The organism is Bacteroidia bacterium, assembly GCA_016218155.1.
Classification (GTDB): domain Bacteria; phylum Bacteroidota; class Bacteroidia; order Bacteroidales; family GWA2-32-17; genus GWA2-32-17.
The window spans coordinates 38,475-61,797 of sequence record JACREQ010000085.1; the positions used below are offsets into that span (position 1 = coordinate 38,475).

Here is a 23,323-nt window from a genome sequence, read left to right on the forward strand (position 1 = left end):
AAAAAATAAAATTCTATCTTTCTTCATAAATCCAAATAATTCTAACTTTTGTGCCTGTTGGTTCATTGGTATCTTTATCATAAAGATCAATATATTCGATATTATAAGTACAGTTTTGAAGTGAATTAATAAGGTTTATTCTGTTTTGAGCAATTTGTATACCTACAGATTTGTGCCCGGAACGTGATTTGTTAAGTTCTGCAGACCTTATTCTGCCGATTCCATTATCTTCAATTGTGCAATAAATACTATTGTTATTTTTCTCAATGTTAATTTTAATTTCTCCGCAACCTTCTTTAGGAAGTAATCCATGCAAAATAGAATTTTCGATAAATGGCTGAAACAGAAGTGGTGGTATTGAGCATTTTGTTGTATCAATCTGTGGGTCTACAGTTATGGTGTAATTAAATTTATTTGCAAAACGAATAGATTCTAAGTCCATATATTTTGTTAATGCATCAATTTCTTCTTGTAATTTAATAAAGTTAAAACTCGAATTATGTAATATACTGCGCATTAAGGATGCAAATTTTGATAAATACTCAGATGCTTTTATCCTGTCATTTTTTAAGATATAGTTTTGAATGGAATTAAGCGAATTATAAATAAAATGCGGATTCATTTGACGGCTTAATGCAAGTAATAGGTAATTATTTGCTTTTTGTGACAAACTATTTCTATGCTTAATGTTTTTCAATCTGTATAAAAAGAAAAGTATAATAATTGATATTATTAATATAAAGAAAACGCTATAAAACCACCATGTTTTCCAAAAAGGAGTTTTTATTGTAAAATGTATGGTTGCAGGTTTAATGCTGCTAACATTATCCTTATTAAAAGCATATACTTGAAATGCATAATCACCTGAAGGCAAATATGGAAATGTGATTTGCCTGTCCGTTGTTACAGCCCATTTAACAGTAGTATCACCGTTTTGAATAAAACGATATTTATAAGTTAAATTTCCTAGACTTTTAAATGATATTCCAGTATAATGTATGGTAATGTGATTTTTATAATAAGGTAAAATATAGTCATTTAAAACAGTTGTGTCTTTATTTAAAACAGTAAATGCAGTAAAATATATTTTAGGAGGCACATTATTTAGGTTAAGTTTATTTGGGTTAAAAACAGTAAGTCCGCCCTTTGTTGCTAAATATACATTTTCATTTAAATAACAAATGTCAGTTATTTCGTTTGATGCCAATCCATCACTAATTGTATATGACTTAATTGTAAATTTATCATTATAAGAATTTTTCCATGTTATTTGATTTAGACCTTTGTCGGTTCCTACCCAAACACATTCATTTATAATAAAAAGTGATGATATATTGTTACTTAGTAAACCATTGTTTTTATTTATTGTAATAATTTTTCCTTTGTTCCATATTATTATTCCTTTACCCTTTGTTCCAAGCCAAATACGATTGTCAAATTCTGATTTACGAATGGAATTTATTCTATTTTCAAATATTGGAATTGAGTCACCCAGATATTTATATGTATATGAATTTATTTTACCTTGTTTTTTTTTGCAAATATATAAACCAAGATTACCACCCAGCCATAATTCGCCATTTAAACCATCGCAACAAGTATTAAATCTGCGACCAAAATTGTCGTTGTTTAACGAGCTATATACTTGTTTATTGTTTTTTATATATAATGCGGAACTGATGGTTGCAAACCATAAGTTTTTGTTTTGATCGGTAATAATATCTTTTACAATAGCATCTGTTATAACCTTTTTTAATGGAAGCTGTTTTGATAAATTAAACTTTGTTACAGGAACAAAATAACATCCAGACCCAGTAGAGAGATATAGATTATTTGAAATACTGTCAAAATACATCTTTAACATTTCTGTTTCTACAGCGGATTTTATGGTAAATGCCTCTATTTTATTATTAAACAAAGAATAATAACTGTTTTTTTTACCTCCTATCCAAACTGTTTCACCTGAAAATGCAAGTGAAGTTATTTGCTCGTCTATTAATCCATCTTTTTTTGAAAATGAATTCACGTTGTTATTAAGCATATAATATACACCATTTTCACGGGTAGTAAACCAAATACCATTTTCATCATCAAATAAAATACATGTAACCGAATTTCCGTCAAGATAATGGAAATCTGGATCTGATTGAAACTGTCCGTTTTTAAAACAATATGCACCAAATCCTCTTTCGCATACCCATAAATTACCTTTTTTATCGTAGTCAATGTATATAATATCGTTATTAAAATAACGACTATATTTTAATTTGTTATTTTCAAATTCAAGCAATAAATTACCATAAGTAAAGCAAGTATTACCGTTTTTATTTTGAGCAATAGAAAGTAGTTTTTTTGCAAAAATATTTTTTTTTGAATTTTCGACAGAAAGAAGATTTCCATTTAAATTATATGTGTTATATTTTGTATTTCCTTTTAAATAAGATGCATTATAGGGTGAAGCATATAGTGATTTACCTTTTTCTGAATAAATATAAATATTTGCATTGTTTTTAATATTCTTTGTTATAATCTCTCCTGATTTTGAAATTGTTAGCGGGAGCATATCAAAAAAATTGATTTTAACATTATCCAAGGAATCAACCCTAAAGCTCTTTCTGCAATATATAGGCGACAATTCAAACGATTCAAGCATTTTATCGTTGTATGCATATTCGTAAATGCTATCGTTTTGGTAATATGATAATTTTCCCGAAAAAGAAATAAACCATATTCTGTGTTTATAATCCTCATAAATATCAAATACGGTATTATCGGGCAAACCGTTGTCCATGTTCAAATTCTTGAATGTATAGCCATCAAAATAGCAAACTCCATTACTGGTTGCAATCCATACAAAGCCCTTGCTGTCTTGCATTACATAATATGTCTCATAACTTGGTAAACCTTTTTCGGAATTATAATTCCAAAAAACAGGCGATTGAGCACTAGCGCTGCAATAGCTAAATAGTATAAAGAATATTGCTATAAAATAATTTACCAGTCTTTTAGTAGTAATAAAGTGCATTTCCAATTTCTTGATATCTGGCAAATTTATATAATAAACACAGAAAATCGCTAAATCATATTTCCCGATAATAAATTGACATTAACCTTTAATGTTTAAAAATTAACCGTTGGTATAATGGGGTTTTTTTTAATAATTGAGAATGCCTTTTTTTACAAGAGAAATTCTATTAACAAACATTATATTCTATGAAAAAAAACAAAGTAATCGGAGCATTAATTGCGTTAATATTTATGGGGATTAATTATTCTCAGGCACAATATACTGGACTTAATTGCTCTAACGCAACTTATACAGATTGTAATAAAATTAATAACCCTGTTTTCAATGGTACTTATACTCCAGACATCAATGGCTGGGATATGGATGCTTTTGCTCAACATGAAGTTCCAGGTTGGTATGGGCCTCCGGCTGGTGGATATCTATATGACGGAGTAAATATCTATATGGAAAATGGAATAACACCAAACATGGTTATGCAAAGTCAATCAGGGACATGCCCATGGTCAAACGGAATAGCATACAATTGTGTTGATCTTAAGGCAAATGTAATTTACATGATAAGGTTTGAGGCAAAATTCCATGGTCCATCAAATATTAGTTTTTGTCAAACAAAAATTAGGGTTGATGATCAAGCCACATATAATCCAGGAAATAATAGTATGGTTAGTTTTGTTAACCTGCCCAATAATAACACATGGAATAGTTATGAAAAGCTATTTCAAGTAACTAGCGATAAAGATTTATTGTTTTTACAAAATCAGTTAGCTTTTAATGATGGAGCGACTCAGTGTGGAGGTGCAAAATCATATTTTAAAAATATTCAAATTTTACCTCTCGAATTTGAAAATGTATATTTATGCCCTGGTGAGAGTAGAAAATTGTGTCCAAAGTGCCTGGATGCAAGAACAATTTTTAATGCCTCAACCCAAGTAATAAGTTATTTGTGGACTCCTTCATACGCACTAACAAATCCTACCTTAATTAATCCAGTTGTTGCTCCAAATTATAATACAACTTATCAGTTGGATTTGACAGATATTGCTGGGAATCATTTATATCAAAATGTTAATGTTATTTTAAATCAATCCTCGCCAATAGCAAATTTGAGTATCTCTTCAAATACAACAACTTCATCTGGTCCAGTTATTTTACCTGGAATGATTGTAGACATTAATGCAAATGTAATTTTAACTGTAGATAATCCAACAGTTTTTGAAAGAGTGGTTTTTAGGATGGGTGCTGGATCAAAAATTCAGGTGGCCTCAACAGGCAATGCAACATTTAATTCCTGTCATTTATTCAGTCTTAATGGTGGGGCGTCTGGATGGCTAGGTGTCAAAGTTGATGCTGGTGCACATCTAAATATGACTGGAGGAACAATTATAGAGAATTCATATGAGGCAATATCAGCATATTCATCTGCAACACAGATAGCCGATCTTAGTATATCACAAACTATATTCAATAATAATAAGACTGCCATTTCGTTTGCGATAAATTCTTTGTCTCAACCTACCAACAATCAGATAATAAACAATTGTATTTTCACTTGTCGTTCACTTCCATGCTTAGTGCCATCTGTAGAGCATTTCGCACAAGTAAAAAGTGACTTATATAATGAACTATACGCAAATTATCCAGCCATTGCTAATGCAAATCAAGGAATAAACATAATTCAAATCCCGTCTATTACAACTCCTTATCGGGTTGGATTAGCTTCCCCAGATTTTTATGCAACCGTTAATATTTTTGATAACATTGCTAAAGGACTATCAATGACCGATGGAAATTCGCAGATTCAAAATAATTTATTTCAGAATATTTTAGGAAATTCTACAGACAATACTGGTATAGGAGTTTGTATAAAAGGTTCAAGCAATTCTTCAACAATTATCGGAAATTCAATTACAAATCTTAGCTCTTTAACAAATGAACTTAACACTTTTAAGAATTGCAGACAGGCTGTATATGTAAAAGGGACATGTTATACGTACCTCATAAATAATCAGGTAACTAATTCAATGATCAGTTCAGATTTTGTAAGTTCAGGAACAAATAGCAGGGGAGAGTATGGTTATTTTCTGGATGTTTCATCTGATAACAGTAATACGAATATTCGCATCGAACATAACTCAATATTTAACTGTTCTGTAGGAGTTCATATTAATAGGTCTTCGATGTATCCGAAAGCAATAGGAATTAATGTTGACTGCAATACTATTTATGCAAATCAACCCCAGGCAATTACTGGAATAAATTTGGTTGATCAAAGTACTAATTATCCATACATAGCAGATTATGCATATACTGTAAGGTATAATACTATTTCACAAATGAAAAGTAATGCTATTTGCGCTACCTCCATTCTAAAAGGGTTGAATATCTATAAAAACAATGAATTATCTGTTAAGTATGTGGCAGGTACACAGACGATAGGAAGCGGCTTGTTAAGCAGTGCTATTGCTTTGTATTATTGTGCCAATGGTAGAATTCTTGAAAACATGTATGTAAAAACATCCTTAAATAATATAAATGTCACAAATGAAAATATTGTAGGAATATATCTCAAATATTCTAAAGGTATTGCCGTAACAAATAACAACATTACTAATGTTGGCACAGGCGTTTTATACCATGGCGATTGCACAAGCGCAGTACTTCCTGCCTTATTCAGATCAAACACAATTAAAAAGGCAAAATATGGATTATATATGTATCAGGAGGCAAATATAGGAACACAAGGATCAAATGGATTACCAATAGGTAATTTATTTGGAACAGGTATAACAACATGCCAAGTATATTGCAATAGCGGAACAAATTTAAACATTACATCAAAATTGTATGTTTCTAATTTAACTCCTCCGAGTGGTTATGTTTACGTTCCAACTACTATAGGTGTTGGACCACTTGGGTTGTGCGCTTATACCGTTGGAACAGGTACTTCAAATGGAATAATACCAACATCTGGTTATAATCCAATATATCAAAATTGTCTTACATGCAATTGCGACGTATATGGTTCATCAGGTAATAACGCAAAGTATAACGAAGTGAATAGTGAAGCTTCAGAAGGTATAGAGTTAGAAAACAGCTTAGATATGGACAAAATGGAAACAAAAATTTTTCCAAATCCAGCTAATAATGTTTTTACCATTGAGTGTATTAAAGAGTTTTATTCTGAAGTGCAAATTTTTAGTATTTTCGGTAATCTTGTTTTGTCAGCTTCATTGAATCCTAATGATAATATTCATCAAGTAGATGTTTCAGAATTTAAAAATGGAATTTACTTTATTCGTATTGCAAAAATTGAAGGAGGATTTGATACATTCAAAATTATTGTAACTCATTAAAAGACTTTTGAAAATTTATTCTTTATAATAAGTAGGATAGTAAATAAAAAGTGGAAACCGAAAAACTTAATAAGAGTAGGTAAGTTAATTTAAATATAGTATTATGAAAAAAATTTTTTTAATGGTGTGTTTTAGTTTGGTAATTCTGATCCTTGCAAAAGCTCAACAGACAGTTATTTTTAATAGCTCCAGCAATGATGGCTATGTTGATTTGTCTGGCCAAAGTTGGAGCACGCTAAGAAATGCAACACAAGGGAGTTATGTTAATTCCACAATTGATTGGGTTACAAATGACGTTGGAGCTTATATGACTTCAGGATGTCCTACATTAACTATAGCACGAGCTTTCATGGATTTCAATACTTCGAACATTCCAGATAATGCAACAATTTGTTCAGCAAAATTGAAATTTGCTGCAATAATAACTCCTCCTGATTATATTGGTTCTCTATGTGCAATGAAAGGAACACAGTTGCAGCCATTGTCCATTCAGGACTTCGATGCTTTTTCAGGATTGGAATATGGACATGTATTAGGAAATGCAACTACAAAAGATATAAATTTTAACGCTAATGGGATTAGCGATATCAACAAAACTGGTTTAACAAAGATTTGTGTCAGAGAATATGGACACGATTATCTTAATGTTCAGACTAACGGATACTATACAACGGGTATTTTCTTTGCAGAATCAAATAGCATTAATAAACTTGAAGTTGTATATGTTGCTGCAAATGCCGGACCTGATCAAACAATTTGCAGTAAATCTTCAACTACACTAAATGCCAGTGGTGGTACAAATTATTTGTGGAGTACAGGAGAAACAACAGCTTCTATTGTGGTTGCGCCGATATCCACAACAACATATACTGTAACTGTTTCTGTTGCCGCTGGATGTAGTAGCGTTGACCAAGTTGTTGTGAACACAATCCCCTCGCCAACAGTTAATCTTGGAACCGATATGAATATCTGTGCTAATTTTATGTATACATTAAATGCTGGTAATCCTGGAGCCACCTACAATTGGACTAGAGATGGCGTACCATTATCACAACACACTCAAACAATTACTACAAATCTAGAAGGAAATTATTGTGTGACTGTAACAAATACAAATGGATGTTCTGCTACAGATTGCATCGTTTTAACTTATTACCCAGGTAAACTATTAACTGCATTTACACAATCATATTCCTGTGTTAATAATACAATTCAAATTCAAGTTACTGCTTTAGGAAATGGATCTTTACATAATTGGGATATTTTTCCTTCAGATGCCCAAGGAACTATTTTAGGTAATAGTATTCAAACGGGAAGTGGAGCTAGTTTCACTTTTAATTCTGGCCTTCTTCCAGATCAATATTATTCAATTAAACATATTATTTATGGATTTTGCGGTAATTTTTCTACAATTTACCAGACAATCTTTATCGATATGCCAACTCTTAATTCTGATTTTGTTCCAACCCTTTCTCTTGTTCAAAATGGTTTTTATTCAGTAACTGCAACTATGGCGGCACTTCCCGCAGGAGCATTATACTATTGGAAAGTAGAAGAACTTGATGCAAATGGAAATACCATTCCAAATACGGTTATGGAGAATCCTTCCATTTGGTGGGCAAATCCATTAGTTTGTACATTTCCACAATATTGTTGTAATGATGTGAACAATACTCCTAATGGTAAATTCTATCCTAACCATACATATCGCATTACACGCGGAACATGGTCTAGTTGTAATCCCTGGTCTGATATTTCATATACCTTTACTAAGACATTACAAAAAAACGGACAATATGTTGAAACTATTTCAAAGACTGCAGATACAAAAGAGATGTTAAATAAGCCTGAAATTGTTAAGGAAAATACTGAAATGCTTTCGGTATATCCAAATCCTGCCGAGGGAATGGTTAATTTGATCGTTTCTGTTGATAAAGATCAAAGAAGAGTTATTCAACTTGCAGATGTGTTAGGAAATGTTATTAATGAATGGATAGCTGAAAATGGCAGTGAATTACCTAATACAATAGATTTAACAAGTTTAAAAAAGGGGATCTATTTTTTGAGATTAACATCTGAAAGAAATATGATTTCGAAAAAGATTATCAAACAATAATTTTGATAGTGTAATTTAGTAAATGAGGCTGTCTTGCATAGAGACAGCCTCTTTTGTTTTCAAAAATTTGATCAATAGCGATGAAAGTATTGTTATTTAGACAATTATTTGGAGGTGGGTTGAGAAAAACTTTTAAAATGCTTTTCATTTATAACTTATCGCAAAAAAAGTCTTACCTTTGCCGCTCAATTAATTAACCGAGCGGTTTTTTTGATTCTTTTTGGTAAGGTGCCATTTTTCAGGAAGTTTTTTCAGGAATTAGTACATAGTCTGCATATTAAGACAGACTGGCGGCGGCAGAGGATTACAATTTAGGATTAGGAATACGCGCCAAAAAGAAATAACATGAATACATTTGAAGAATCAGGCATTCGCCCTGAGCTAAAAAAAGCTGTATTGGAGCTTGGTTTTGAAACCATTATGCCAGTACAGGAACAAGTAATTCCAGTTGTACTTGAATCAAAGGACGATATAATCGCTCTTGCACAAACCGGTACAGGTAAAACCGCAGCATTTGGTCTGCCAATTCTAAGTTTATTAGATTTAGATTCACGTGAAACACAGGCTTTAATTTTAAGTCCAACACGTGAGCTTTGTATACAAATTACCAAAGATTTAATGTCTTATGGAAAGTATTTAACAGGCTTAAGAGTTACCGCGGTTTATGGCGGAGCAAGTATAGAAAATCAGATTTCGCAGTTAAAGACCGGAGCACATGTAATTGTTGCAACACCAGGAAGAATGAACGATTTAATCAGAAGAAAAAGAGTTTTTCTTTCTAACGTTCAGACTGTTGTTTTAGATGAAGCTGATGAAATGCTAAATATGGGTTTTACCGAAGACCTTAATTTGATTTTGGAAAAAGTTCCTGCAGAACGCAGAACATTACTTTTTTCTGCAACAATGTCGAATGAAGTAGCTGCTATTGCAAAAAATTACATGAAGACTCCTGTAAATATTACAATAGGAAAAAAGAATTCGGGATCAGAAAATGTGAGTCACCATGCATATGTAATTAATGCAAAAGACAGATATTTAGTGTTAAAAAGGATAGTAGATTATTATCCTGAGATTTATGGAATTATTTTTTGCAGAACACGTTTAGAAACTGCGGAAATTGCAGAAAAACTTATGAAAGACGGTTATAATGCAGATGCGTTACATGGTGATCTTTCGCAAACACAGCGCGATTATGCAATGCAACGTTTCAGATCAAAAAATTTACAGATACTTGTTGCTACTGATGTTGCTGCCCGTGGACTTGATGTTGACAACATTACTCACGTAATTAATTATAATCTTCCTGACGATAACGAGATATACACACACAGAAGTGGAAGAACTGGAAGAGCTGGTAAAACAGGAATTTCAATTTCTTTAACTCACGTTAAAGAGAAGTTCAGATTGCAACATATCGAGAAAATGATTAACCGCAAATTTGAAACAAAACAAATTCCAGGAGGAAAGGATATTTGCAAGAAGCAATTATTCAACATGATTGACAAAATGGAAAATGTTGATGTAAACGAGGATGAAATCTCAATATTCTTACCTGCGTTGTATGAAAAATTAGCGCATTTAGAAAAAGAGGAAATTATCAAACGTTTTGTTTCTTTAGAGTTTAATCGCTTTTTAGAATACTATAAAAAAGCACCGGATTTAAATCTTGAAGCAAGAAGAAGTCACGACGAAAGAAGAGAAAGACCTGATAGAAACGAAAGAGGTGATCGCAACGAGAGAAGAGAAAGAAGCGAAAGAGGTGACAGAAGAGATAAAGCACAAATTCGTGAAGCTGCTGCTTTTACTGTTTTACGCGTAAATATGGGTTCGGCTGATGGATTAGAAGTCAGAGAACTTATCGGAATGGTAAATAATTTTACACAAGACAGAAGTATTGCGATTGGTAGAGCTGAAATAAGACCATATTTTACATTATTTGGTGTTGATTCAACTTCTGTTAATCAGGTTTTAAAATCTTTTGAAGGACAACGCATTAATAATCGTGAATTAATTATTGAAGTTGCCCGTGAGTCTGATCAGCATATTGGTGGTGGTGGTAACAGAGGTGAAAGAAGAAGCGAAGGACCAAGAAAACCAAGAAACGACAGACCGTTCAGAGGAAATAGACGTTCATAAACAAATCATTTTGTCATGCAGAACTCCGCTACAGCGGAGTGAAGCATCAATAACCAGATTACCTTCGGTGAGAAAGTTCTTCGCTGCGCTCTGAATGACAAGAAAAAACAGTTTCAAAAATTGAAACCACAAGAAAACGATAGCAACTCACTTTCATTAAAACCAAAACAATCGCGGTTTGAAATAAAAGAACCCGATTTGTTGATTAAGTTTTTGCGAAAACAATTTCCTGGAAAGGGAAGTAATAAAGTTAAATCGTGGCTAGAACATAAAAAAGTAGCAGTTAATAATAAAACGGTTACTTATTTTAATTTTCCTCTTGAAGTTGGGAACGTTGTTACGGTAACGTGGATAACCGCACAAAATAACACACAACTTCCGGGACTTAAAATTTTATATGAAGACAATGCAATTATTGTAATCGACAAAGAAGCTGGTTTGCTCTCTATTGCAACAGACAGAGAGAAAGAACGAACAGCTTATGGTTTTCTTTCAGAATTTGTTAAAAGAACAAATCCAAGAGCAAGAATATTTGTTGTACATCGTTTGGACAGAGAAACGTCAGGTGTTATGATATTTGCCAAAAGCGAAGAAGTTAAACTTACTTTACAGGAAAACTGGCAGGAAATGGTCAAAGAGCGAACATATGCTGTTGTTGTAGAAGGTGAAGTTGAAGATAATGAAGGCACGATGACTTCATGGTTAAAAGAAAACAAAGCGTTTCAAATGTATTCGCAAGATGCTCCTTCGGAAGATGCACAAGAAGCAATAACTCATTATAAACTAATAATAAAAAATCAACGATATTCGCTTTTAAATGTGCAACTTGAAACAGGAAGAAAAAACCAGATTCGCGTACATTTTAACGATTTAGGGTTTCCTGTTGTTGGCGATAGAAAATATGGAGCGTTGCGAAATCCTCTTGGTCGCTTAGGTTTGCACGCAAAGGTTATTGAGTTTTTGCATCCTGTAACAAATAACATTATGCGCTTTGAATCACCCGTTCCAAAAGAATTTTTAAGATTGGTCGAGGGGAGGGGTTAACAATTTAACGTCATTCTGAACTATTGCCCTGATCTTGTCGAAGGGTTTTTTAGAATACTCTTTGTCATTCTGAATGACAGCTAGGAGTTAAAGTTTCCTAATTACCTCAATTGTCTTGTCAATCATTTCAGGGCTTATATCCAAATGTGTAATTAATCTTATTTTAGTTTCAGAAATTGGCAAACAAAGTATATTGTTTTCCTTTAATTTTGCTTGAAGTGAGGCAGCATTATATTTCTCTTTTACTTCAAGAATTATAATATTTGTTTCTACTGGCATAATGTTACCAATGAAATCTTTTTTATAAAACTCTTCTGCTAAAAGTTTAGCGTGTTTATGATCTTCTGCCAATCTTTCAATATTATTTTCAAGTGCAAAAATTCCTGCAGCTGCAATATAGCCAGCTTGTCGCATTCCTCCACCAAAAACTTTACGAATTCGTCGTGCCTGTTTTATAAACTCTTTTTTTCCTAACAATATGCTGCCAATTGGTGCACCAAGTCCTTTGCTTAAGCAAACCGAAATACTGTCGAATATTTTTCCGTATTGTAAAGGCGATTCACCTTTTGCTACCAAAGCATTCCAAAGCCTTGCCCCATCCAGATGCAGTTTAATGTCATTCTCGTTGCATAAAGCTCTTATTTTAAGAATCTCGGACATTTCATAACAACTTCCACCACCACGATTTCCGGTATTTTCAAGGCTCACCAGACTTGTTTTTGGCTTATGAACATCGTCAGGATTAATAGCTGCTTTAATTTGTTCTGCAGTAATCTGTCCTCTTATTCCATCAATTGCATGAACCTGACATCCAGAGTTAAATGCTATTCCGCCACCTTCGTAAATATAAACATGGCTTAATTTTTCGCAAATAACTTCGTTGCCTGGCTGTGTATGGCATTTAATACCAATTTGGTTACTCATTGTTCCACTAGGACAATATAATGCTGCTTCCATTCCAAATTTTACAGCAGCTAATTCTTCAAGTCTGTTTACTGTTGGATCTTCACAAAAAACATCATCACCCACTTCTGCGTTAAACATTGCATTTAGCATTGCTGCAGTGGGTTTGGTAAATGTATCTGAACGGAAATCTATAATCATAATTTTATTTTTTTCTTTCACAATTTTAAGCATTTAGTATTTTAAGTGCAAGTTTATCTTTATTTCTTATTTTGATTTTTCGTATCTTTATCTTGCAAAACTTTGTAAACAAATGAAAACAGCTTCTATAAGCGAAATAAAAAAGGAATTATATTCACTTGACGAAAAGGAAGTGCTGAAGATTTGTTTACGTGTAGCAAAGTATAAAAAGGAGAACAAGGAGTTGTTAAATTATCTGCTATTTGAAGCAAGCGACGAAGAAAGTTATATAAATGCTGTTAAAGAAGAAATTGATAAACAATATACAGAAATAAATAAAAGCAATATATATTTTGCAAAAAAAAGCCTTCGAAAAATTTTAAGATTTACCAATAAACAAATTAAATATTCGGGACTAAAACAAACAGAGGTTGAGCTGCTTATTCACTTCTGTAAGAAATTAAAAAAATCAGGAATTGATATAAATAAAAGCACTGCACTTGCAAATATTTATATACGTCAGGTTCAAAAAATAAGAAAAGCATTATCTGTTCTTCACGAAGATTTACAGCACGACTATGAAAACGATATGAGGTTAATAGGATAAATTGTTATAGAAAAGAAACATGAATAATAATGACATAATGCGACGTATTCGTTATACATTCAATTTTAACGATACTAAGATGATTGAAATTTTTGCTTTAGCTGACCAGCAGGTTACACGAGCACAAATTAGTGATTGGTTAAAAAAGGAGGATGATCCTGCTTATAAGGAGCTTATAGATATCGATATGGCGATTTTTTTAAATGGATTTATAAATGAGAAACGCGGAAAAAAAGAAGGTCCACAGCCCGAACCGGAAAAAAGATTGAATAATAACATTATACTTAGAAAATTAAAAATTGCATTAAATTTAAAAGACGAAGATATTTTAGAAATCCTTAAACTAGCAGATTTACGAATAAGCAAACACGAATTAAGTGCTTTTTTCCGCAATCCAAATCAGGAACAATACAGACTTTGCAAAGATCAGGTTTTGCGTAATTTTTTATATGGAATGCAGAAAAAGTATTTTAAATCTTAAAAGTGTTTTGAGAATTAGGCATTCTGGCATTCGTTCGCTTCCGGCAAGTAAGAGGTTACCAAATTTAAAAAACGGATTCCAGGCTATTCACAAGCAGTTCGTATTTTCCTTGAACCTCAGGTTTAGAGTTGTTTATATTTAAAAACTCGGAATACATTTTACCTACCTGTTTTGTGTCAAGGTTATTATCCATCCAAGGGTAAAGTATAGTATCTTCCTTTTGAATATGCTCAGTTAACAAATTGCAATAATTCATTAAATTATTTTTTGCAATTAAAGTGTTTCCGGTTTCAACTGCATTAAGCATTTCGGCAACATAAGTTCTTGATTGAACATGGTCACTAATCATAACTTTAATTATATCCAAAGAAGAATCAAAATATTGAAATAATATATCTTCCTCTTTTGAATGGTGATATTTATCGGCATAAATGCGAATAAAATCTGCAATGTCTTTTATTAGTTGCTTGTGTTCGGCTATTGATAAATCTAATACTTCTGCAACTCTTGGTGCTATTGCAAGTACTCTCTTAATAAGAATATGTTCATTTACCAACATTCTTAATGGTGGCGACATTGTATTACCTGTGCTTTTTTTCTCTTGTGCAATTCTCGGAATTTCAAAGGTTTCGCCGGGATAAATTATTTAAAAAATTTGTGTTATCAATTTTTTTTCATTTTCGGCATTTAAATTATGAATTCCAACAACATCTTTTAGTTTACATGTGCCTAAACTACAGGGAGCACAGCCTATTTCAAATTTATCTAATGCCTGCTGAATACCATCAAATTCGTTAATTAAATCTTTAATATTTGAATTTAAATATTTTTCAATCTTTGCCTCCATGTTAATTTTGTAAAATGTTAAGATATTAATTTTTTGACACCCATTTTAATTTGCAAACTAGTTCTTTTCCCGAAAATAAGCTAACGATATTTATTCCAGACAAATCAGGAAGGGTAATGTTTTTGTTTTCATATAGCTTGTCAATATTCTGCGACCATAATATACGACCTGATTCATCTGCTATTTGCACTAAAGTATTTTCATAAATTCTATTTCCGGAATGAATAGTTAATACATTCTCGTGTTGTGTTAAATATATAGGGGAATTTGTTATGGCATTAATCCCTGATGCATTTAATACTGTTATGTAATTATTTAAAGTCAATGTGTCATTTGGACAAAGCCCATTTGATGCAACTAATGTAACGGAGTAATTGCCACTTGCAGTATACACATGATACGGATTTTGGTCGGTAGAATTTCCGCCATCACCAAAACTCCACAAGTAATTCGTTGCATTTTGCGAATTGTTAGTAAATAGTGCAAAAGCAGTTGGAAGTTGAATTGTTGTAGTTAGCGATGAAAATTGTGCATCGGGACGAGTATTTACAACAACATAATCTGGCATAAAAACCGTATCATTTCCATTTATACCATATGCAATTAATGTAACGTCATATGTTCCTGGAGTGTTATAAACTGCTGTAGGGTTTGTTAATGCTGAAGAATTTAAATCACTGCCTGGCAGTAACCAGCTATAAGTTCCTGCATGAACACTGTTATTAGTAAAATCAATGTTTTCACCAGTGCAAATCTGGTGATTTGATGAAGTGAAATTTGCAACAGCCTCTGGATAATAGGACCATCGCATTGCATCAAATGCAACCATTTCGCCATCAACTCCGGTTGAGTCGCCCAGATAAACATAGTTTCCCTGTCCCGCATGAAAAGGAAAAATTCCCAATTCAACCCACTGATCTGAATATAAAGATTGGTTAACAACAACAACAGAATCACCGGTTTCTGAATGAATATGATAACGTGCACCAACTGCCGTTGCACCATTTGAGGGAATAAAAACCTCTACTTTATATTTTCCTGCCTGTGGTAAATTTGGTCCCCATGTTACATAACAAATGTCAGGAGATGTTGCCATTGAGCCTGTCCACCACATATGACCGTTATAGCCAACATTATAATCTCTGTAATATCGTTGAATAGATCCGTTTAACGAATTGTTCATGTAAAATCCATGATTATAATCTACATTATCAATTATTGTGTCGTTATAAACAGGCTCTGTTGTTCTTGCTTTAACGGTCCAGGCAACTCCACCATGTGTTCCCGAAGCATCAAGGTTTTGATAGCCGTTACTATATCCGGGCCAATCATAATAAGAATCGTACCCGTTGTTATTTGGATAACCAGGTAAATTTTTATTTCCGTATGGGTCATTAAAGATTAATGTGTGTTGTGTAGATAAATAGCCGGTAGTTAAAATCAAATGCCCTGATGTTGTTAGGTAATTGCATATTGGATGAACAAAACCTGCATCAATTTCTGTAATGCTATTAGCATATGTACACGATGTTGTCCAAAGTTGATTTGAAGTCATATAATGATTTTCAATATATGCTTTCATTCTTGCGTTTGGACTATAAGGGCTTGTCCACATATAACCGTAACCACCATAAGCGGTTGTTCCGTAGGCATCGGCAGTTTCCTGATAATAAATTTCGTTAAACCTGTATCGATCGGCAACATAAGAACCGTAATTGTTAATATGTGGATCCCAGCTTTGTCCGTGATCAACCATTACAGGCCAGGGAGGAAGCCTATTATAATAAGCAAATGCCATTGCAGATGTTGTGGGAGCGCATGATCCCCAGCCTTCGTGCCAGGTTGGAGTATCGTAAACCTGATTAACATAAGGCACTGTTCCAGGAACTTTTACAACTGCCTTTGCAGAATAATTATTTGTGTAAAATGTTAAATCTAATGGTGATTCTTTAGAATAAATCAGATCTGGAGCTATATGATTGCTAATAGCTTTAGCAAGTGTAGAATGGTAAATATTTCTCGTTCCCTGAGTTGTGTAATAAACATCGTTTCCTAAGACGGAAGCAAACATAGCTCCTGGCAACGTGTTTAACTTATATTGAACGATGTTAAAATTTGCAGAAATTTTTGCATAGTTAATGTATGAGTTTCCGAGTTCATTATAAGAGGTATAGAAAAATTCATTTTTGTTTATCCACTGTAAATATCCTCCTCTGCCTACTAATATTGTTTTTTTGTCAGAAATATTCTGAATAAATAAATCTCCGGAAAGACTCGAAAATACTATAAGTTTATCATCGGGTGAGAAAGATGGGTATACATAACCGCTATTATTATCTGTAATTTGTTGAGATTTGGAAGTTGCTAAATCTGTTAAGAATAATTGGTCGTTATTGTCATTTGTAACAAGAAAATTACCATCGCTAGAGAGTGCTAAATAATTTGTATAATTTGTTAAATCTATTGTTTTTGTTTCGTTAGCAGATTGTAAATAAAACGCTTCTGGAGTACTGTAACCTGTCATTCCATTTTTTGAGATAACTGGCTGAGAGCAGAATTGTTGTGGTTTGCATAGTGGTGTAACATTGCCACTTGATAAATTAAGAACTGAGGGAGTTTGTTTGCCATCTTCTCCGATAAATTTGAAAAGTATATTTTGTTTGTCGGGTGTTAACTTTATAAAACGACCACAGCCTGGCGCTGTTACTAGGGCATTTAATTTTCCATCTTTCAAAAGATAAATTGCAGATGCGTAATTATTTGTCATTACTAAGCCATAAGGTGAAGGCAGTAGATTAATAAAATATGTTTGTTCTTCATTATAATAAGCATCGTGTGGGCGACTTTGCGAAAATGTTTGTGTAATGCTTAAAGTTGCGATACACAATAAAAATATAATTTGTTTCATAGACGAATTGATTTAATACAAATTTACGGAAAAACTGAGACTAAATGTTTAGTGTCTTAAAAATTAAGGGAGAATAATAAACCATGAGTTCGATCTCCGCTAAACAGGCTTATTATATTGCCTTTTACTTATAACCCCAATGTCACACTGAGCGTAGTCGAAGTGTCTTTTTTTAATATAGATTACCTTCGGTGAGAAAGTTCTTCACTATGTTCAGAATGACAAATTTTTATTGAACTTTAGTAATTCTTATAATTTCATTGCAAAAACTGTGGTCCACAATAAATGCCGTTTTGTGCAGTCAACATTTTTGTAGCCGGCTTGTTTTAGCCAATTGGTGTGGTTTTCTAATGTAGAATGATAATCATGATCTGTTTGATGTTGCATCCACATATTCCATTCATCGTCATTGGAACCCTGGTTGAATGCATATTTTTTCCATTCGGAAATATATTTCAAATAAATCTCTTTTGTTTCGGCACTAAATTGATCACAAAATGTAATTATTCCGCCAGTTGCCTGATATTTAAATAATTTGCTGAATAATTTTTGTTTTTCAATATCATTAATATGATGTATAGAAATGCTTGAAACAACTAAATCAAAACTGTTGTCGGCAAAATTAATTTCCTTGAAATCTGCTTTTACATAGTTAACCGGAAAATTTATCAGCGATTTACATTCCTCAATGCATTCTTGTGAAATATCAACAGCTGTAATATTTGAAGAAGGGAATTTTTCGATAATTAATTTTGTAAGATTACCGGTTCCGCTTCCTAATTCTAAAATGTTTTTTGGTTTAATGTTTTCTGGTAAAAACATTAAAACTGATTCTAGCATTTCTTCATAAAATGGTACACATCGTTTTACCGATTCAGAATACTGTTTACTTATTGAATTATAAAAGCTTAAAACGTTTTCTGAATTTATGTTCTCCATAATTTTAATTTTGCTGTGATGCAATTACTTTTAGAATTTTGGTAGTAAGTTCACTTGCATTATGCTCTTTCTGAAGCGTTTCGAATGTTACTACAAATTTACAGTCTTCACGAAAACGGCTGCAGCCAAACGCAGAGTTTCCTTTAAGCATTTGTCCCTTACCGCATTTGGGACAGATAAATGGCTTTTTCTCTTTTACCTTTTTTTCTTTTTTCTCTCCCTTATCAGCAACAAATCTGGGTTTAAAACTCTCATCAAATTCCAGGTAGCCATCAGCTTTTTTATCATTAACCGTAAAGCCTTTAATGCTTGGTGATTTACCTTTGCCAATAAGAGTAAAAATTTGTTTTTCGTTTAACTTTTTTTCAAATATTGTAAATTCAATTTTAAAATCGCAACCCGATTTGTATTCTGCACAACCATAAGCAGTATTACCTTTTATTATCTGACCTTTTTTACATTTTGGACAAATAACATTTTGGTCGGAGTTTTCTTCATTTTTTGTTTTCGACTTATTTTCTTTGTCTGGTTTTACTTCTACTTTTTCTTCTTCAATGACAATAGTTTTACGACTTTCTCTTTTTACTTCAATTACTAAATCGGTTACCATTTTCTTCATTTCGTCAAGAAAGACTTTTACTTCGTATTCTCCTCGTTCAATCTGACGAAGTTTTTTCTCCCAGATTCCTGTAAGTTCAACCGATTTTAATAGCTCATTCTGAATAGATTGTATTAGTTGAATGCCGGTGATACTAGGCAATAAATTTTTATTCTGACGGCTAACATATTTGCGCTTGAAAAGAGTTTCGATAATATTGGCTCGTGTAGAAGGGCGACCGATACCATTTTCTTTCATCAGGTCGCGAAGTTCTTCATCATCAACTTGTTTGCCTGCTGTTTCCATAGCTCTTAACAAAGTTGCTTCGGTAAATAATTTTGGTGGTTGGGTTTGCTTTTCAAGTATATCTGGTTCGTGCGGACCTTTTTCACCTTTCTCAAAAGTTGGCATTATCTGACCATCATCTTCTGTAGCATCTTCGTCTTTTTCTTTCTTGGGATATAAAACACGCCAGCCATCTTCCATAATTATTTTGCCGGTTGCTTTAAATTCGAAGTCTTCAACTTGACCTAAAACGGTTGTGTTAGAGACAATACAATCCGGATAAAATGCTGCGATAAAACGCCTTGCAATAGTATCATAAACTTGTTTTTCTTCGTGAATTAGCCCTGCAGGATTTTCCCCGGTTGGAATTATTGCGTGGTGATCTGTAATTTTTTTATCGTCGAAAACTTTTTTGCTTTTGCGTATGGGCTTGTCTAATAATGGTTCTGTGAAATTTGCATAAGGCTTCATTTTTTTCAGAATATCCTTAATCTTTGGATAAACATCATTAGGCAAATAACTTGTGTCTACTCTTGGATAGGTTACTAATTTTCGTTCGTAAAGTTTTTGAATATGCTTTAATGTATCGTCGGCAGTGAAGCTGAATTTTTTATTGCATTCAACCTGAAGCGAAGTTAAATCAAAAAGTTTTGGAGGATGCTCTTCGCCTTTTTTCTTTGTAAACGAAGTAATCTCAAAATCTTTGATTTTTATTTCTTCAATAATTTTCGAAACATCTTCTTTTGAGTCGAAACGTCCTTTGGTTGAATTAAATAAAACATTTCTATAAGTTGTTTTTAACTCCCAGAAAGTTTCAGATTTAAAATTCTGAATCTCGTTATATCTGTTTACAATCAAAGCCAGTGTTGGGGTTTGAACTCTTCCTATAGACAAAACACCCTTACCATTTGCAAATTTTAAAGTGTATAACCTGCTGGCATTCATGCCCAAAAGCCAGTCTCCAATTGCTCGTGCATTTCCTGCAGCATATAATAAATCGAAATCTTCTCCGGGCTTAAGTTTTTCAAATCCTTCTTTAATTGCTTCGTCGGTAAGCGACGAAATCCAAAGACGTTTTAGTGGTTTTGTGCAATTTGCTTTTGATAAAACCCAGCGTTGAATTAGCTCACCCTCAATGCCGGCATCACCACAATTTATTACTTCTTCACAGCTTTCTACTAATTTTTGTATTGTGTTAAATTGTTTTTCTACTCCCTGATTATCAATTAATTTTATGCCAAATCGTGGAGGGATCATTGGCAAATATTCCATTCTCCATGCTTTCCACTGGTCGGCATAGTCATCAGGATTTTTTAAAGTACAAAGGTGACCAAAAGTCCAGCTAACCTGATACCCGTTACCTTCAAAATAACCGTCTTTTCTGCTATTTGCTCCTAAAATACGGGCAATTTCTTTTGCAACACTTGGCTTTTCGGCTATACAGAGTTTCATGAAGCAAATATAACTATTCTTGTTTTGCCCTGCAAAGGCAATTGCCTGAACTCGTAAAATGCAAATGAAGTTTTATTCTTGCAAAAAGAAAATGTATAAAAGAAATTAATTTAAGACAACATCATCAAGTTGTCGCGATCCCCAGTTAACTGCCTGAACAAGTCCAAGTCCTTTTTTATAATAATATGTAGTGTAGGCTGTTCCGCCTTGATTATAATCCTGAATTTTTAAAACCCCAAAATATATGCAACCACCTATTTCACATTTTTCGTTTATTGCCATTACAACTCTAGATGAAATATTAGTATCAATAGGATAGGTGCAAATTACCTGACCGATAGCAGGGTTGGCAGGAATAAACAAAAATTCTAACGAATCGGAATAATAGGAATAAATATCTCCGTTAGGTGCCATTCTTAAAAAGAGATGGTGTATTGTAGATTGTTGTGTAAACTTTAAATTAAAATAATTTTTATTGTTATATGTTGATGTACCAATTATTTCTTCGAATGACTCGGCACTTCCGTTTTCTATATAACTCCATTTATTACCTATTGCCAAAGGAAAGTAATTGGTTTGGCCGTTTCCATTACATAAAACATTTTCGGGGATATCGGGTATCTGTTTCTTGCAACTTGTTAAAAGAAAACAGAAAACAGTAATTGTCAGAATAAAAACAAAATTATATTTTTTAAACAGGGCACTCATTTCTTCTTAAAATTTTCATTCAAAATAACGCAATTTTTTAATAAGAATTTAAACGGTAAAATTTTTGTAAGAAAAAAATATAAGAATTACTAAATTTGTTTAACCGAAAAGATTAAAATGAAAAAAGAATTACTTGTTTTATTAGCTGCAATAATTTTGCTGTCAGGTTGTAATAAATGGGGTTATGTTAGTTTAAAATATCCTACACCTCCTGCAGTTTATTTACCCGAAAACATAAAAAACATTGCAATAGTTAACAGATCATTAATTAAAAAAGGCGATAGAAATAATCAGGTTGTTGAATCTATAGTAACCGGAGAAATTGCCGGTCCCGATAAATTAGCTTCCGAAGAATGTTTAAAAGGTGTGGTTGAAAGGCTAAATGGCTGGAGAAATATAAGTGTAGTTCCTGTCACCCGAAAATTTTATGGAAATGGAACCCGCGATTTACCTCCATTAATGGATTGGAATATGGTTAAGCATATTTGTGATTCTACTAAAACTGATGCTTTACTGGTGCTAGAAAATTTTGATTCAAACTCGGATATAGTTTTAACAACTGTAACAAACTCGGTAAACGCAGTAATTTCTGCGGCAACCAATGTTCCTACTCCTACAAAACAGATAAAAATGAACATTATCAGTAACTGGAGAATGTATGATCCATCCAGCAAAACAGTTGTTGACCAATATCAGACAATTGCTAACCTTGTTCTTGATGCTACCGGTCCTTCTTTTAATTTGCCTCCAATGGATGCTTTGCCTAAATCTGCCTATGCTGCCGGTGAAGAATATATTCAGCGTTTTTTACCCGGATATTATTTTGTTAGAAGAGATATGTATAAACGCGGAAAAGGTTCGGCAAAACAACAATTTCTGGCTGCTTTCAGAAAATCGGAAGTTGCTAACTGGAGTGGTGCTGCCGAAATTTGGACAGAATTAACAAAAACTACAAAAAGAAAAAACGCAGGCAGAGCTTGCGTAAATATGGCAGTTTCATGCGAAGTGCTTGGCAAAACTGATCTTGCGTTAATGTGGGCAAAAAAAGCTTACGAAGATTATGGCAATAAAATTGGCAGAGATTACGCCAACCAGTTAAAATACAGGAGAGATATGGAGTAAGAAAAAATCCCTGTATGTTTTTAATATACAGGGATTAATGTTTTCTTTCTGTTGTCCCGCAGGGACTTTTGTTACATTTATAAGTGCTTATTTATAAATTTGTTATATAATTTGAATAAACCTTAACCAGCCCTTAAACCAGCTGATTTTCATGACACATTTTCATACTCAAAAAGAACGTTCTTTATTTATTAGAACAAAGATAATGAACAAACACATAAATTCAAAATGAAATTTTTGAATTGCGAAAGATGTTTTAATCGGTGGAATTAAAGTACAATCTACAGATCAAATTTTTAACATATTTATAATATTGAATTTATTAAATTGAATATCAATAATTAATCTCAAGTTGAACTATGGGGTAACTCTTATGATTTGCCTTTCAGGCGATTTGTAAGCAATAATTAGAATCAAATATCAGTTTATACTACATTAAAAACCAAAGATTAATAAAACTATGAAAAAAGAATTTATATGCCTGATAAGTTATTTGAAAGAATACATATTAAGCTGTACGAGGAGATTATAAAAGGAAAATTCAACCCAACTAACTCAAGATTCGCAAACCCTGAAACTCTCAGAGGTCTTGTAGAAGAAGCTAATACCATGTGTA

General features: G+C 32.8%; 15 protein-coding genes. 7 read left to right on the top strand and 8 right to left on the bottom strand.

Annotated elements, in window-relative coordinates; translation table 11 throughout:
- Positions 1-13 precede the first annotated feature (13 nt).
- Positions 14-3,049: a histidine kinase gene (locus tag HY951_14940; GenBank protein ID MBI5541359.1), complete on the bottom strand. Its 3,036-nt coding sequence runs from the start codon at positions 3,047-3,049 to the stop codon at positions 14-16.
- Between the two features lie 164 nt (positions 3,050-3,213).
- On the opposite strand from HY951_14940, the gene HY951_14945 reads away from it, so the two are divergent.
- From HY951_14945 to HY951_14960, 4 genes are all read left to right on the top strand, one after another.
- Positions 3,214-6,381: a T9SS type A sorting domain-containing protein gene (locus tag HY951_14945; GenBank protein MBI5541360.1), complete on the top strand. Its 3,168-nt coding sequence runs from the start codon at positions 3,214-3,216 to the stop codon at positions 6,379-6,381.
- Positions 6,382-6,484: 103 nt separating this feature from the next.
- Positions 6,485-8,497, top strand: a complete 2,013-nt coding sequence (locus tag HY951_14950) for a T9SS type A sorting domain-containing protein (protein ID MBI5541361.1) — start codon at positions 6,485-6,487, stop codon at positions 8,495-8,497.
- A 345-nt stretch (positions 8,498-8,842) separates the two neighbouring features.
- On the top strand, positions 8,843-10,633 hold the full coding sequence (locus HY951_14955; GenBank protein MBI5541362.1) for a DEAD/DEAH box helicase: 1,791 nt from the start codon (positions 8,843-8,845) through the stop codon (positions 10,631-10,633).
- A gap of 120 nt (positions 10,634-10,753) precedes the next feature.
- Positions 10,754-11,677, top strand: coding sequence for an RluA family pseudouridine synthase (locus HY951_14960; protein MBI5541363.1), 924 nt, complete (start codon positions 10,754-10,756; stop codon positions 11,675-11,677).
- 87 nt (positions 11,678-11,764) lie between these two features.
- Here the strand turns inward: HY951_14960 and HY951_14965 are convergent, their stop codons facing one another.
- On the bottom strand, positions 11,765-12,781 hold the full coding sequence (locus HY951_14965; protein MBI5541364.1) for an aminotransferase class I/II-fold pyridoxal phosphate-dependent enzyme: 1,017 nt from the start codon (positions 12,779-12,781) through the stop codon (positions 11,765-11,767).
- A gap of 112 nt (positions 12,782-12,893) precedes the next feature.
- Here HY951_14965 and HY951_14970 point away from each other — a divergent pair, with 112 nt between their 5' ends.
- Positions 12,894-13,367, top strand: a complete 474-nt coding sequence (locus tag HY951_14970) for a hypothetical protein (protein MBI5541365.1) — start codon at positions 12,894-12,896, stop codon at positions 13,365-13,367.
- A gap of 19 nt (positions 13,368-13,386) precedes the next feature.
- Positions 13,387-13,848, top strand: coding sequence for a DUF1456 family protein (locus HY951_14975; GenBank protein MBI5541366.1), 462 nt, complete (start codon positions 13,387-13,389; stop codon positions 13,846-13,848).
- Between the two features lie 64 nt (positions 13,849-13,912).
- On the opposite strand, the gene HY951_14980 is transcribed toward HY951_14975, so the two are convergent.
- The 6 genes from HY951_14980 to HY951_15005 all read right to left on the bottom strand — a co-directional run bounded on the left by HY951_14980 (position 13,913) and on the right by HY951_15005 (position 21,585).
- Complete coding sequence (locus HY951_14980; GenBank protein MBI5541367.1) at positions 13,913-14,425, bottom strand: hemerythrin domain-containing protein; 513 nt, start codon at positions 14,423-14,425, stop codon at positions 13,913-13,915.
- Positions 14,426-14,494: 69 nt separating this feature from the next.
- Positions 14,495-14,695: a hypothetical protein gene (locus HY951_14985; protein ID MBI5541368.1), complete on the bottom strand. Its 201-nt coding sequence runs from the start codon at positions 14,693-14,695 to the stop codon at positions 14,495-14,497.
- Positions 14,696-14,720: 25 nt separating this feature from the next.
- Positions 14,721-17,603, bottom strand: a complete 2,883-nt coding sequence (locus HY951_14990; GenBank protein MBI5541369.1) for a PKD domain-containing protein — start codon at positions 17,601-17,603, stop codon at positions 14,721-14,723.
- A 249-nt stretch (positions 17,604-17,852) separates the two neighbouring features.
- Positions 17,853-18,542 (bottom strand): class I SAM-dependent methyltransferase, encoded by a 690-nt coding sequence (locus HY951_14995; protein MBI5541370.1) that lies wholly within the window; start codon positions 18,540-18,542, stop codon positions 17,853-17,855.
- Positions 18,543-18,546: 4 nt separating this feature from the next.
- Positions 18,547-20,877, bottom strand: a complete 2,331-nt coding sequence (locus HY951_15000) for a DNA topoisomerase 3 (protein MBI5541371.1) — start codon at positions 20,875-20,877, stop codon at positions 18,547-18,549.
- A 105-nt stretch (positions 20,878-20,982) separates the two neighbouring features.
- On the bottom strand, positions 20,983-21,585 hold the full coding sequence (locus HY951_15005; protein ID MBI5541372.1) for a hypothetical protein: 603 nt from the start codon (positions 21,583-21,585) through the stop codon (positions 20,983-20,985).
- A 117-nt stretch (positions 21,586-21,702) separates the two neighbouring features.
- Here HY951_15005 and HY951_15010 point away from each other — a divergent pair, with 117 nt between their 5' ends.
- Positions 21,703-22,707, top strand: coding sequence for a hypothetical protein (locus HY951_15010; protein ID MBI5541373.1), 1,005 nt, complete (start codon positions 21,703-21,705; stop codon positions 22,705-22,707).
- The last annotated feature ends 616 nt before the right edge of the window (positions 22,708-23,323 follow it).

Bases quoted from the DNA above. Each gene is read 5' to 3' on its own strand.
- HY951_14945 (MBI5541360.1), top strand. From the start codon at position 3,214: ATGAAAAAAAACAAAGTAATCGGAGCATTAATTGCGTTAATATTTATG.
- HY951_14950 (MBI5541361.1), top strand. From the start codon at position 6,485: ATGAAAAAAATTTTTTTAATGGTGTGTTTTAGTTTGGTAATTCTGATC.
- HY951_14955 (MBI5541362.1), top strand. From the start codon at position 8,843: ATGAATACATTTGAAGAATCAGGCATTCGCCCTGAGCTAAAAAAAGCT.
- HY951_14965 (MBI5541364.1), bottom strand. From the start codon at position 12,781: ATGATTATAGATTTCCGTTCAGATACATTTACCAAACCCACTGCAGCA.
- HY951_14970 (MBI5541365.1), top strand. From the start codon at position 12,894: ATGAAAACAGCTTCTATAAGCGAAATAAAAAAGGAATTATATTCACTT.
- HY951_14975 (MBI5541366.1), top strand. From the start codon at position 13,387: ATGAATAATAATGACATAATGCGACGTATTCGTTATACATTCAATTTT.
- HY951_14980 (MBI5541367.1), bottom strand. From the start codon at position 14,425: ATGTCGCCACCATTAAGAATGTTGGTAAATGAACATATTCTTATTAAG.
- HY951_14985 (MBI5541368.1), bottom strand. From the start codon at position 14,695: ATGGAGGCAAAGATTGAAAAATATTTAAATTCAAATATTAAAGATTTA.
- HY951_14990 (MBI5541369.1), bottom strand. From the start codon at position 17,603: ATGAAACAAATTATATTTTTATTGTGTATCGCAACTTTAAGCATTACA.
- HY951_14995 (MBI5541370.1), bottom strand. From the start codon at position 18,542: ATGGAGAACATAAATTCAGAAAACGTTTTAAGCTTTTATAATTCAATA.
- HY951_15000 (MBI5541371.1), bottom strand. From the start codon at position 20,877: ATGAAACTCTGTATAGCCGAAAAGCCAAGTGTTGCAAAAGAAATTGCC.
- HY951_15005 (MBI5541372.1), bottom strand. From the start codon at position 21,585: ATGAGTGCCCTGTTTAAAAAATATAATTTTGTTTTTATTCTGACAATT.
- HY951_15010 (MBI5541373.1), top strand. From the start codon at position 21,703: ATGAAAAAAGAATTACTTGTTTTATTAGCTGCAATAATTTTGCTGTCA.